The 12,528-nt window shown below is 71.4% G+C and carries 9 protein-coding genes; 4 read left to right on the forward strand and 5 right to left on the reverse strand.

Annotated elements, in window-relative coordinates:
- The first annotated feature begins 37 nt into the window (after window positions 1-37).
- Both ACFWJB_RS26725 and ACFWJB_RS26730 read left to right on the forward strand, forming a co-directional pair.
- Window positions 38-1,249 (forward strand): pyridoxal phosphate-dependent aminotransferase, encoded by a 1,212-nt coding sequence (locus ACFWJB_RS26725; RefSeq protein ID WP_385466417.1) that lies wholly within the window; start codon window positions 38-40, stop codon window positions 1,247-1,249.
- Window positions 1,250-1,351: 102 nt separating this feature from the next.
- Window positions 1,352-1,774: a hypothetical protein gene (locus ACFWJB_RS26730; protein ID WP_386925323.1), complete on the forward strand. Its 423-nt coding sequence runs from the start codon at window positions 1,352-1,354 to the stop codon at window positions 1,772-1,774.
- A 375-nt stretch (window positions 1,775-2,149) separates the two neighbouring features.
- Here ACFWJB_RS26730 and ACFWJB_RS26735 read toward each other — a convergent pair whose 3' ends face one another.
- Window positions 2,150-3,982: a phosphoenolpyruvate carboxykinase (GTP) gene (locus ACFWJB_RS26735; protein WP_386925325.1), complete on the reverse strand. Its 1,833-nt coding sequence runs from the start codon at window positions 3,980-3,982 to the stop codon at window positions 2,150-2,152.
- 337 nt (window positions 3,983-4,319) lie between these two features.
- On the opposite strand from ACFWJB_RS26735, the gene ACFWJB_RS26740 reads away from it, so the two are divergent.
- Window positions 4,320-5,033 carry a hemolysin III family protein gene (locus ACFWJB_RS26740; RefSeq protein ID WP_385466408.1) on the forward strand — a complete coding sequence of 238 codons (714 nt, stop codon included), beginning with the start codon at window positions 4,320-4,322 and terminating at the stop codon, window positions 5,031-5,033.
- A gap of 70 nt (window positions 5,034-5,103) precedes the next feature.
- A complete protein-coding gene (locus ACFWJB_RS26745) occupies window positions 5,104-5,835 on the forward strand; it encodes a Mut7-C RNAse domain-containing protein (protein ID WP_386925327.1) in 732 nt (243 codons plus the stop codon).
- Here the strand turns inward: ACFWJB_RS26745 and ACFWJB_RS26750 are convergent.
- Genes ACFWJB_RS26750 through ACFWJB_RS26765 form a run of 4 tightly spaced genes read right to left on the reverse strand, consistent with a single transcriptional unit; the run spans window position 5,832 to window position 12,371 of the window.
- Window positions 5,832-8,243 carry a galactose oxidase-like domain-containing protein gene (locus ACFWJB_RS26750; protein WP_386925329.1) on the reverse strand — a complete coding sequence of 804 codons (2,412 nt, stop codon included), beginning with the start codon at window positions 8,241-8,243 and terminating at the stop codon, window positions 5,832-5,834. The two genes, ACFWJB_RS26745 and ACFWJB_RS26750, sit on opposite strands and share 4 nt — an antisense overlap.
- Complete coding sequence (locus ACFWJB_RS26755; RefSeq protein ID WP_386925331.1) at window positions 8,240-9,466, reverse strand: polyprenol monophosphomannose synthase; 1,227 nt, start codon at window positions 9,464-9,466, stop codon at window positions 8,240-8,242. The genes ACFWJB_RS26750 and ACFWJB_RS26755 overlap by 4 nt, the downstream gene beginning before the upstream one ends.
- Window positions 9,463-11,112: an ArnT family glycosyltransferase gene (locus ACFWJB_RS26760; protein WP_385466396.1), complete on the reverse strand. Its 1,650-nt coding sequence runs from the start codon at window positions 11,110-11,112 to the stop codon at window positions 9,463-9,465. The genes ACFWJB_RS26755 and ACFWJB_RS26760 overlap by 4 nt, the downstream gene beginning before the upstream one ends.
- Window positions 11,109-12,371, reverse strand: coding sequence for a glycosyltransferase (locus ACFWJB_RS26765; RefSeq protein WP_386925333.1), 1,263 nt, complete (start codon window positions 12,369-12,371; stop codon window positions 11,109-11,111). Before ACFWJB_RS26765 ends, ACFWJB_RS26760 begins: the two co-directional genes overlap by 4 nt.
- Between the last annotated feature and the right edge of the window lie 157 nt (window positions 12,372-12,528).

The raw sequence follows: 12,528 nt of genomic DNA on the forward strand, positions 1-12,528 counted from the left end.
GGCCCAAGGGTCGTAACCGGGTCGTAAGCTCACGGACATGCAGGTGATCCAGTCGACCAAGCTCGCCAACGTCTGTTACGAGATCCGGGGCCCGGTGCTCGAGGAGGCGATGCGGCTGGAGGCGGCCGGCCACCGCATCCTGAAGCTGAACACGGGCAACCCGGCGGCCTTCGGGTTCGAATGCCCGCCGGAGATCCTGGAGGACATCCTCCGCAACGTCTCGACGGCACACGGCTACGGCGACGCGAAGGGCCTGCTGGCCGCGCGCCGGGCGGTCGTCATGCACAACCAGACCCTCGGCATCGAGACGGACGTCGAGCACGTCTTCATCGGCAACGGCGTCTCCGAGCTGATCGTGATGGCCATGCAGGGCCTGCTGGACGACGGCGACGAGGTCCTCGTCCCGGCGCCGGACTACCCCCTGTGGACGGCCGCCGTGTCCCTGTCCGGCGGTACGGCGGTGCACTACCGGTGCGACGAGCAGTCCGACTGGATGCCGGACCTCGCGGACGTGGAGCGCAAGGTCACCGACCGCACCAAGGCGATCGTCATCATCAACCCGAACAACCCGACGGGCGCCGTGTACGACCGGGAGGTGCTGCGCGGGCTCACCGACATCGCGCGCCGGCACAACCTGCTGGTCTGCTCGGACGAGATCTACGACAAGATCCTCTACGACGACGCGGTGCACGTCCCGACGGCCGCGGTCGCCCCCGACCTGCTCACCCTCACCTTCAACGGCATGTCCAAGGCGTACCGGGTGGCCGGCTACCGGGTCGGCTGGATGTCGGTCTCGGGCCCGCGGGCGCACGCCGAGTCCTACATCGAGGGCCTGACGGTCCTGGCGAACATGCGGCTGTGCGCCAACATGCCGGGCCAGCACGGCGTGGTCGCGGCGCTCAGCGGGCGGCAGACCATCAAGGACCTGGTGCTGCCGGGCGGGCGGCTGCGCGAGCAGCGGGACGCCGCACACGAGGCGCTGACCAGCATCCCGGGCGTGACCTGCGTGAAGCCCAAGGGGGCGCTGTACCTCTTCCCCCGCCTCGACCCCAAGGTCTTCAAGATCAAGGACGACCGGCGGATGGTCCTGGACCTGCTGCGCCAGGAGAAGATCATGGTCGTCCAGGGCACCGGCTTCAACTGGCCCGAGCCGGACCACTTCCGCGTGGTGACCCTGCCGACGGCCGGCGACCTGCGCGAGGCGGTGGGCCGGATCGGTAACTTCCTGGACGGCTACGGCCAGCCCTGACCCTCACCCTCCGTATGCACGGGGTCCGATGTTGCGATCGGCTCAACTTTAGAATGAATCCAATGTAGGATGGCATCCTGTAAGCGTTCAGGAGGCCGTCCCATGTACGAACCGATCCGCAGCAAGTCGGTCCACAGCACGGTGGCCGACGGCATCTCGGACTTCCCCCACCGGTCCCGTGAGGACGAGCTGGACATCCAGCTCGCGGGTCACCTCTCCGCCCTGCTCGCCGCCACGGACGAGCTGCGCGCGCTGGCGCCCTCCCAGGACCTGGACACCGCGGCCGACCGGCTCGCCGGGCAGGTCGCCCGGTTGCGGGGAGGTCACGTACCGGCCCGCGTGCCGCTGACGGCCGTGCCGTCCGCGGCGCACCCGGCGGCACTGCACCGGCGCGCGCACACCCTGGCGAGCCGCGCCCTGGTGGTGGCCGCGTCCCGTGCCGACACGGCGGTCGCGATCCTGACCGCCGAGCGCATGGACGCCCACTCCGCGGCCCTGGAGCCGCGCGAGCTGGCATCCCGCTGAGCCCTCACCGGGCTCTCCCCGACGGCCCCGGTCCGCGCGCACCCGCAGCGACGCGCGGACCGGGCGCCCTTCACCGCGTGGCCCGGGCCGTTTCGCGACGGCGCCGCGGGGCCGTCCGCCGCTTCGGCGACTTCCGGTCGTGTGTGGTTGCCCGCGCGGTTCCCCGCGCCCCTTCGGGGCGCACCCCCTCGGCGGCGTGGACATGTCGAAGGGCCGGGTCCGTCGCACGCCGTTGTGCGGGGACCCGGCCCGAGCGGGGCCTCCTCGTACTCCGGGACATCGAGCTACTGGAGCGTGAAGAGGACCCTCGCGGCCGGCCTTCGTGACGACTTCGCGGGTCAGGGCTAGCCGGACCGGCCGCGGAACCAGGGGGGATCAGCCCAGGCGCTGCACCAGCGCCCGGTACTGGTCCCACAGCTCGGTGGGCGTGTGGTCGCCGAAGGTGTTCAGGTGCTCGGGGACGAGCGCCGCCTCCTCGCGCCACACCTCCTTGTCGACGCCGAGCAGGAAGTCGAGGTCGGCGTCGGGCAGGTCGAGGCCGTCGGTGTCGAGGGACTCCCTGGTCGGCAGGACGCCGATCGGGGTCTCCACGCCGTCCGCCCTGCCCTCGAGGCGCTCCACGATCCACTTCAGGACGCGGCCGTTCTCGCCGAAGCCGGGCCAGACGAACCGGCCGTCGTCGTCCTTGCGGAACCAGTTGACGTAGTAGATCTTGGGCAGCTTGGACTGGTCCTTGTCCTTGGCCACATTGATCCAGTGCCCCATGTAGTCGCCCATGTTGTAGCCGCAGAAGGGCAGCATGGCGAACGGGTCGCGGCGCAGCTCGCCGACCTTGCCCTCGGCGGCGGCGGTCTTCTCGGAGGCCACGTTGGCGCCGAGGAAGACGCCGTGGTTCCAGTCGAAGGACTCCGTCACCAGCGGGACCGCGGTGGCGCGGCGCCCGCCGAAGAGGATCGCCGAGATCGGCACGCCCTTCGGGTCCTCCCACTCCGGCGCGATGATCGGGCACTGTGCGGCGGGGGTGGTGAAGCGGGCGTTGGGGTGCGCGGCCGGGGTGCCCGACTCGGGCGTCCAGTCGTTGCCCTTCCAGTCCGTCAGGTGGGCGGGCGTCTCCTCGGTCATGCCCTCCCACCACACGTCGCCGTCGTCGGTGAGGGCGACGTTGGTGAAGACGGAGTTGCCCCACAGGGTCTTCATCGCGTTGGCGTTGGTGTGCTCACCGGTGCCGGGCGCGACGCCGAAGAAGCCGGCCTCGGGGTTGATGGCGTACAGGCGGCCGTCCTCGCCGAAGCGCATCCAGGCGATGTCGTCGCCGATGGTCTCCACGGTCCAGCCGGAGATCGTGGGCTCGAGCATGGCGAGGTTGGTCTTGCCGCAGGCCGACGGGAAGGCGGCGGCGACGTACTTGGGCTCGCCGGTGGGCGGGGTCAGCTTCAGCACGAGCATGTGCTCGGCGAGCCAGCCCTCGTCGCGGGCCATGACGGAGGCGATGCGCAGGGCGTAGCACTTCTTGCCCAGCAGGGCGTTGCCGCCGTAGCCGGAGCCGTAGGACCAGATCTCGCGGTCCTCGGGGAAGTGCGAGATGTACTTGGTGCTGTTGCACGGCCAGGGGACGTCCTCCTGGCCCTCGGCCAGCGGGGCGCCGAGGGTGTGCACGGCCTTGACGAAGAAGCCGTCGTCACCGAGCTCGTCCAGGACCGGCTGTCCCATGCGGGTCATGGTCCGCATGGAGACGGCGACGTAGGCGGAGTCGGTGATCTCCACGCCGAGCGCGGACAGCGGCGAGCCGAGCGGGCCCATGCAGAAGGGCACGACGTACATGGTCCGGCCGCGCATGGAACCGCGGAACAGGCCCCCCTCGCCGCCGGTGCCCCGGAAGATCTCCCGCATCTCGGCGGGGTCCTTCCAGTGGTTGGTCGGGCCGGCGTCCTCCTCCTTGGCGGAGCAGATGAAGGTCCGGTCCTCGACGCGGGCGACGTCGGACGGGTCGGAGGCCGCGTAGTAGGAGTTGGGGCGCTTGATCGGGTCGAGCTTGCGGAAGGTGCCCTTGGCCACGAGCTCCTCGCACAGTCGCTCGTACTCGGCCTCGGATCCGTCACACCAGACCACGTTGTCCGGCTGCGTCAGTTCGGCGATCTCGTTCACCCACGAGATCAGCTCCTGGTGCTGGGTGGGGACGACGGGGGGAGCCGCGATGTCGCGCGCCACGATTGCTCCTAAATGAGGGTTTTTGTGTTGGAGGCCCCGTGGGGGCTGCGACCCGGATGCGTCACGCGAGGAGCTCACGCTGCTCATCCGGTGCCGACCGCACTCATTTGATCATCCGACGAGAGTGCCCATATGTCCAGAGGGCCTCACACCTGAGCGGGGTGAGGATCGCCACGTACCAGTGGTTGTCTCCGGGATTCTTTGCGTGCGCCTGGAGTTCGCCTGGAACTCCTTTTACTTCGCCGGGACGGACGCCCGTGAGAGGATGGTCACGCGCCGTCCGCCTCAGGCGTGTTACTGATGCGTAACTTACGGTGCCGTAGGTACGATGCGTCTCATGACTGCGTCCGCCTCCGACGCGCCCAGGGACACGCAGGCCGCCGGCCGCGGTCCCGTGGCGCTCTCCCTGCCGCATCCGGTCAAGCCCAAGCTGCGCGGCTGGCTGCACCTCGGAATGTTCCCGGCCGTCCTCGTCGCGGGTCTGACACTCACCGCTCTCGCCGACACGTCCAGAGGGCGCATCGCCTGCGGGATCTACGCCGTCACGGCCTGCCTGCTGTTCGGTGTCAGCGCGCTGTACCACCGGGGCAACTGGAGCCCCCGCATGGACGGCGTGCTGCGACGGCTCGACCACGCCAACATCTTCCTGATCATCGCGGGCACCTACACCCCGCTCACGATGCTCCTGCTGCCGGGCGCCCAGGGGCAGTGGCTGCTGTGGGGCATCTGGGCCGCCGCGGCGGCCGGCATAGTCTTCCGGGTGTTCTGGGTCGGTGCCCCGCGCTGGCTCTACACCCCCTGCTACCTCGCCATGGGCTGGGCGGCCGTCTTCTACCTCCCGGAGTTCATGCGGGCCGGCGGCATCGCCGTACTGGTCCTGGTGATCGCGGGCGGCCTGCTCTACAGCGCGGGCGGCGTGATCTACGGCCTCAAGCGCCCCAACCCTTCACCGCGCTGGTTCGGTTTCCACGAGGTCTTCCACGCCTTCACCCTGGCGGCCTTCATCGCGCACTACGTGGGCATCTCGCTGGTGGCGTACCAGCAGGCGTAGCCCCTCACCGGCGGGCCGCGGGCCCGGAAAAGCCCGCGGCCGCGGGGCTCCCGCGTGGCATCCTGACCAGGTGAACGGTCCCGAGATCCACGTCGAATTCGCCCCCGCGCTGCGCCTGTTCGTCCCCCGGGCCCGCCCCACCGGCACCGCCCGCGCCGTCACCGACGGCGTCTCCTCCCTCGGCCACGTCGTCGAGTCCCTCGGCGTCCCGCTGACCGAGGTCGGCGCGCTCCTCGTGGACGGCCGCGAGGTGCCGCCCGGGCACGTCCCCGCCGGCGGCGAGTCGGTGACCGTGCGCGCCGTCGCGCACCCCCAGCGGGTCCCGGGCGCTCCCCTGCGCTTCCTCCTCGACGTGCACCTCGGCACCCTCGCCCGCCGCCTGCGCCTGCTCGGCGTGGACACGGCGTACGAGTCGACGGACCTCGGCGACCCGGCGCTCGCCGCGCTGTCGGCGTCCGAGAGACGGGTCATGCTCAGCCGCGACCGGGGCCTGCTGCGCCGCCGCGAGCTGTGGGCCGGCGCCTACGTCTACAGCACCCGCCCCGAGGAGCAGCTGAGGGACGTCCTGGACCGCTTCCGGCCCGAGCTGCGGCCCTGGACCCGGTGCACCGCGTGCAACGGGCTGCTGCGCCGGGCCACCAAGGACGAGGTGGCGGACCAGCTCAAGGGCGGCACGGAGCGGTCGTACGACGTGTTCGCGCAGTGCACGGCGTGCGGGAGGGCGTACTGGAAGGGCGCGCACCACGAACAGCTCGTGGCCATCGTGGAGCGCGCCCTCGCCGAGTCCGGGCAGGACCGCTAGCGCCGCTGCCGCACGTTCCCCTTCCCACAGGCCACGCCGTCGCGGTCGGGGTCCAGGCGCAACGGGTCGTCCGCGCCGTTGAGCTCCAGGCGGCCGTAGTCGTTGCGCGCCAGCCAGGTGCAGCGGGCTGCCGTCGTCCTCTTCACCTCGGCCGGGAAGACGGTCGGCACGCAGACGTTGGCGGAGCCGTAGTGCCGGTCGCAGCCGGAGACGGTGGGGGCGACCGGCTGGGAGGCGCGCTTCCCGCCGGGGCCCGTGACCTTGCCCCGGGGGGCGTCGGCGAAGGAGTGCACGTGCGCCGAGGCGTCCTTCGCGGCGAGGGCCGCCGGACCCCGGAGGTGCACCCACTTCGCCACCGAGGGCACGCCGTTCGCGTCGACCGCGAAGAGCATGTACCAGCCGGGAGGGGCGAGATCGGGATTGCTCGTCACGTTCAGGTCGATGTTGTTCCCGTCCACGGACAGCGGCAGGTCCACGAACCGCTGGTTCGGGTCGGAGGAGTGGGTGACGGCGGCCGGGCGGATCAGCTCGGCCTTGGCGACGGGCCGGTCGACGGTGATCCGCTGGGTGTCGCCGTAGGTCCACTCGGTGTCGATCACCGAGGTGATCACGGGCCGCTCGCCCTTGAACAGGTACGGGGGCGTGTAGACCGACACGTCGTGGTTCCAGGAGCCGTTGCCCGGGTTGTCGCCGGTGGACATCACCCGGCCGTCGGGCAGCAGGAACGACGACGAGTGGTAGCCGCGGGCCTCCGGGTCGGCGGCCACCGGATCGAAGGTCTCCGTGGCCGGGTCGAAGATCGAGGACTCGAAGACCGGGTTCGCCCGGTTGTGCAGCGCGCCGCCGGTCTCGAGCACCTTGCCGTCGGGCAGCAGCACGGCGGAGACGTACATCTTGCCCTGGTTCCCGGTCTGCGGCACCGGCCCGGCCCCGAGGTCGACCGTGCCCTGCGGCAGCGGGGGCCCGGCGACGTAGGCGGGGTTCGGCTGCTTGAGGTCGATGATGTCGGTCAGGCGGTTCGCGTCCGGGTTGGAGTCGATGTTGCCGCCGCCGATGGTCAGCACCCGCTGGTCCTGCGCCGGCGGCAGCAGCACGCTGGCCGACTGGTCGCGCACGTCCTTGGACTGGAGGCCCGGCACCTGGGTGACGGTGTTGGCGTCGTAGTCGTAGATCGCCGAACCGGTGCCGGGGATGTTGTCGCCGAAGACGTGGCTGCCGGAGTAGAAGAGCCGCCCGTCCTGCATGAGGATCATCGACGGGTACAGACCCCAGTACGACCAGGTCTGGTTGACCTGCCAGGTGGGCAGCCACTTCTGCTGCGCGTCCGACCACCGCTCGGTCGTGACGGACCCGGTGGAGTCCTCGCGCAGCCCGCCGAAGGAGATGACGTCGCCGTTGCCGAGGACCGTCGCCGACGGGTACCAGTGGCCGTCGTTCATGTCGTTGGTCCTGGTGTACGTCTCGGTCTCCGGGTCGAAGACGTACGAGTCCCTGAAGCCCTGGTAGCCGACCGTGCCGTCCGCCGAGGGGTAGCCGGCGTTGCCGCTCATGACGAGGACGCGGCCGTCCTGGAGCTGGACGTGCCCGGCGCAGAACATGTCCTTGGGCGTCGGGATCGTCCGGTACTCGCCGGTCGCCGGGTCGTACACGGCCGAGGTGAAGGTGCCGGCCTCGAACATCTCCGGGTCGTTGCCGGAGCCGGCGATCAGCAGCACCTTGCCGTTGTGCAGGACGACGGAGTGCATCGAGCGGACCGGGTTCCCGGTGGGCAGCACGTCCCAGCGGCCGTCGGCGCACTCCTTCGCGGTGCCGGTGCACTCCGGGTCCGGGACCGGGACGGCGACCTGCTCCATCGTGTAGTCGTCGGTGGTCGCGGAGCCGGTGCCGTAGACGGACACGCCCCAGCTGATGCGGTCGGTGCCGGCCGGGACCTCGGGCGTGCGGACGCCCGCCTCGGTCCAGTCGGCGGCCATGCCCAGGGTCTTGAGGTCGGTCCAGTACTGCCAGCCCGCGGTGGCGTCGTGCCGGAAGAGGGTGAGCGCGGCGTCCGGGGTGGTGGTCTTGTACCAGAGGGACAGGTCGTACTGCCGGCCCGCCGTCACCACGGGCGCGCACTCGGCGGACTCGGTGATCAGCGCCTTGCGGTCGCCGTCCACCCGGCGGGTCAGCTCGACCTTCATGGCCTTCGCGCCGGTGTGCGCGTCGGCGGTGGTGGTGAAGGCGAAGTCGTTGTCGCCCCACCCGGACTTCTCCCAGCAGTACGGCATGTCGCCGGTGCCGGCGGTCTCGAAGCCGGGGTTCCGGATCAGGTTGGCGGCCGAGGCGGGCTGGGGGGAGGTGAGCAGCAGGCCACCGGTGAGGGCGGACACCGCCAGGAGGGCGGAGGTTCTCCTCCGGGGTCTTCTCATGCGTCGCTCCTTGCTGTGCGGGCGGTACGGCCGGCCTTCCGCTCCGGCGCGCTCCCGCGGCGCGGGCGCGGGAGGTACACGAGCGCCTCGGTCCCGGCGAAGCGCAGGACGAAGGTGATGACCAGGGCCAGCGCGGTGGCGGGCAGCACGGCCAGCCCGGCCTGCCCGACGAGCAGGGCGATCAGCGGGATGCGCAGCACCAGGTCGGCGTTGGCGATCAGCGCGAACCGCACCGTCCGGTCGGCCCAGTGCCGGTGCCGGCGCCGGTCGCGGAAGAGCAGCCGGTCCAGGAGGAGGAGGTTCCAGGCCACCCCGAACTGGTTGGCGAGGATCTCGGCGGGCAGGTAGTGCAGCCCCGCCGCGGTCAGCGCCCACAGGGCGGCCAGGTTGGGCACGAAGCCGCTCAGCCCGATCAGCCCGAAGGCGATCATGCGGGCCGGTGCCGATGCGGTGCGCAGCCCGGCCAGGTGGCGCAGGAAGCGCATCCCCTCCCGCGCGGTGGACTTGGACTCGCCCGCGAACCGCTCCTCGAACACGAACGGCACCTCGGTGACGGCGTGCGGGCGGCCGCGGACGGCGAGTTCGAGGAGGATCTTGTAGCCGAGCGGCTTGAGCACGTCCGCGGTGACCTCGCTGCGGCGGATGGCGAAGAAGCCGCTCATCGGGTCGCTGATGCCGCGCAGCCGGCGCGGGAAGAGGGCCTTGGTCAGCCAGGTCGCCGCGCGCGAGACGGCCACCCGGTAGCCGCCCGCGAGTCCGGCGCGGCTGCCGCCCTCGACGTACCGGGAGGCGACGACGAGCCCGGCGCCCGCCCGTTCGCCGGTGGCGACCAGTTCGGGGACCAGGGACGGCGGATGCTGGCAGTCGCCGTCCATGACGACGATCCAGTCCGACGCGGCCGCCTTCAGGCCCTCGACGACCGCGCCGCCGAGCCCGCCGGCCGGTTCGTCCCGGTGCAGGACGGTGACCGGGAACGGGCAGTCCAGGGCCGCCTCCCGGACGACGTCCGGGGTGTCGTCGGTGGAGTCGTCCACGAAGACGACCTCGCAGGGCAGCCGGGCCGGCACGGACTCGGTGATCCGCCGCAGCAACTGCCGCACGTTGCCGGACTCGTTGAAGGTCGGTACGACGATGGTGACGGCGCCCGGCTCGGGCACCTCCGTGGCCGCGGGGCGCACGGCCGGACGGCCGAGCTCGCCGGGGACGGTGGACTCGTGGCTCATCGGGCGGCTCCGGAGGGCTGGATACGGCGGATCTCGATGCGGTCCGCACCGGTGCCGAAGACGGCGACCGGGGTGGAGTGGTTCATGGCGGCCAGGACATTGGGCAGGTCGGCCGCGTCGCGCCGTACCGTCGGGGAGGCGACCACGTAGTCGATGTCGCGCCAGCCGCCCGGCATCGTCTTCGTCACCGCCGGGTCGAGGTCGGCCTTGTAGAACCAGATGACCCCGAGCCCGGGCCGGTACCCCGCGTGCACCAGGTCCAGCCACAGCGCGTCGTCGACGAGCACCCGGGTGCCGGCGGGGTCCGCCACCTCGTCGGCCAGCCAGTCGGCGGCGGCCTCGTAGGGGGCGTTGGCGTCGGCGGTGACGGCGGTGCGGTCGCCGTCGTACCAGCGCGGCACGACGTAGGCGCCGGCGGCGAGGACCAGGACGGCGGCGAGCGCGTACCGGCCGCCGCTCAGGGCCCGGCTCTCGGCCTCGGCCCGCCCTCTGCGCAGCACGGCGTGGGCGGTGCTCGCCGCGCCGCCGGCCAGGACCAGGGCCAGGAAGGGCAGGGCCTGGATGACGTACATGGCGGGCAGGTAGCCGTTCGGGCGCAGGGCGAGGGCGGCGAGGATCGCCACCGTCAGGGCCGGTCCGGCCAGGGCCCGCGCGGTGACCGACCAGCGCCAGGTGGCCAGCAGGAGCAGTGCCCCGGCGAGGCCGCCGAGGGGCAGCACGCGGTCGTAGTACAGCCAGGACTGCAGGACGCCCCAGGAGCCGGAGCCCTGGTCGAGGATGAAGCCCGAACCGGGCCGGGTCATCTGGTAGACGACGCCGTCCCACAGGGAGACGTGGCCGCCGCCCGGCAGCAGCTCGCCCTTCAGCAGGGCGAACAGGGGGTAGGCGAACCCGATGAGCGCACAGGCCGTGATCCCGCCGGTCAGGGCGAACTTGCGGGTGTCCCGGTGGCTGTGGCGCCACATGGTGACCAGCAGGGCGGGCAGGACGACGAGCATCGTCTCCTTGGTGAGCACCGCGGTGGCGGCGGCGACGCCGGCGCCGAAGTGGTGCCACAGGTGGCGGCTCGGGGAGGCGGCCAGCGCGAACGCCAGCAGGGTCCACATCACCGCGAGGTTGTCGAGGAAGATCTCCCGCTGGAGCACGACCGACAGCGGCGAGAGCCCGAACAGGGCCATGGCGAGTCCGGCGGCCCAGCGGGGCAGGGAGAGCCGGCGGGCGATGAGGTAGACGAGGACCGCGGAGACGGCCGCGACCAGCAGCATCACCGCGCGCATGGTGCCGACGGTCATCGACTCGGGGCTGATCAGCGCGGGGATCCAGGTCAGCACGGCCAGCTGGATCCAGCCGAGCGGCGGGTGGTCGTACCAGTAGGTGTAGTGGGCGAGGCCCTCGCCCTGCTGGACGGACCAGGCCTGGGCGAGGTAGGTGCCCTCGTCGTCGCTGAGGGCCGGGTAGTCCGAGATGTTCCAGCCCTGCACGACCATGATCGCCAGGAGCAGCGTGCCGCACAGCAGCAGGTCGGGCCGGGAGGAGCGCAGGCGGCCCGGCGGAGCCGCGCGGTGCGGGGCCGTGCCGGTGTCGTGGGCAGGCCGGCGTTGCGCGGGGACCGAGGTGCCGGCCGCCGCGGGAAGGATGGAGGTCACGCGGGGACGTCCTCTCGGTCCACGGGCGCGAGGTGGGCTCCGACATGGCTGGTCAGCTCCCAGTCGTTGCGGCCGCGTTGCTCGCGCCACACGGCGCGTACGGCGGCCCCGGCGAGGAGGACCTGGTAGAAGGGGCCGCCGGCGATCAGCTTCAGGTAGTGGCCGAGGCGGACGCGGAGCCCGTACTGCTTGCCGAAGTCGTGCAGGCCGACGACCTCGAAGACGAACGTGACCAGGGCCGTCACGGCCGGCAGGAAGGTGATGAAGGCGATGCCGACGGGCACGTCCAGGAAGAGCGCGACGGCCACGTTCAGCGGGATGATCACACCCGTGAAGGCCTGGAGGAACGGCGTCATCAGGGTGTAGCGGGCCAGCAGCCGCTGGGTGAAGGTGGGCAGCTGCTTCCAGTCCTTCTTCCGGTACACCTGGAGGAACCCCTGGTTCCAGCGGGTGCGCTGCTTGAGCAGCGACATCAGCGTGCCCGGGGTCTCCTCGCGGGTGACCATGTCGGAGTCGTAGGCGACGACGACCTTCTTGCCGGTGCTGGAGAGCCGGACGCCGAGGTCGCAGTCCTCGGCCAGGCACTCCGGGTCCCAGCCGCCCGCCCCGCGCAGCACGTCCGTGCGCACGAAGACGGTGTTGCCGCCGAGCGGGATGAAGCCCTTCTGCGCGTGCAGGTGCAGCCGGGAGCGGAACCAGAAGAAGTACTCCAGGCAGTTGCGCAGGCTGTACCAGCTGGAGTGGAAGTTGATCAGCTGGACGCCGCCCTGGACGACGTCGGCGCCGGTGGTGCGGAAGGCGTGGTCGACGTGGGCGAGCAGCTCCGGATGGACCTGGTCCTCGGCGTCGAAGACCCCGACGACGTCGCCGCGGCAGTGCGGCAGCGCCGTGTTCATGGCCTTCGGCTTGTTCTTCTTCTCGTGGGTGTCCACGACGACGCGGACGCGCGGGTCGCGGGCGGCGGCCCGCTCGGCGACCGCGGTGGTCTCCGGGTCGTCGTGGCCGACGATCACAATGATCTCGAAGTCGGCGTGCGTCGAGGTCAGCAGCCGCTGGACGGTGTGGTCGAGCACGGCCTGTTCGTGCCGTGCGGGCAGCAGCAGCGAGAACGACACGTGCTCGTCGCCGTCGGGTCTGCTGAAGCGGGTGGACGCGAGCACCTCGGGCGTGCGCCAGGCGTGCATCTGCCACCACAGGGTGAAGGCCGCCATCCAGAAGAGCGCGAGCGAGACGGCGGCTACCAAGACGGACGTCAGCAAGAAAGATCCCCCCAGATCTCCGTAAATCCCCCTGACGCGGCGGCCCCCCGGGCGGGGGGCGGGGGGGGACCGGGCTGAGGGGGTGGGGGGTTTGGGTTAAAAAAAGGGGGTGTTGGGGGGTTGAGTGGTTGGGGACAAAAAGGCCCCGGGTTGGAAA

The sequence above is a fragment of the Streptomyces sp. NPDC127100 genome (assembly GCF_042724095.1).
Taxonomy (GTDB): Bacteria; Actinomycetota; Actinomycetes; order Streptomycetales; family Streptomycetaceae; genus Streptomyces.

Coding starts and splice junctions, on each gene's coding strand:
- ACFWJB_RS26725 (WP_385466417.1), top strand. CDS start 38: ATGCAGGTGATCCAGTCGACCAAGCTCGCCAACGTCTGTTACGAGATC.
- ACFWJB_RS26730 (WP_386925323.1), top strand. CDS start 1,352: ATGTACGAACCGATCCGCAGCAAGTCGGTCCACAGCACGGTGGCCGAC.
- ACFWJB_RS26740 (WP_385466408.1), top strand. CDS start 4,320: ATGACTGCGTCCGCCTCCGACGCGCCCAGGGACACGCAGGCCGCCGGC.
- ACFWJB_RS26750 (WP_386925329.1), bottom strand. CDS start 8,243: ATGAGAAGACCCCGGAGGAGAACCTCCGCCCTCCTGGCGGTGTCCGCC.
- ACFWJB_RS26755 (WP_386925331.1), bottom strand. CDS start 9,466: ATGAGCCACGAGTCCACCGTCCCCGGCGAGCTCGGCCGTCCGGCCGTG.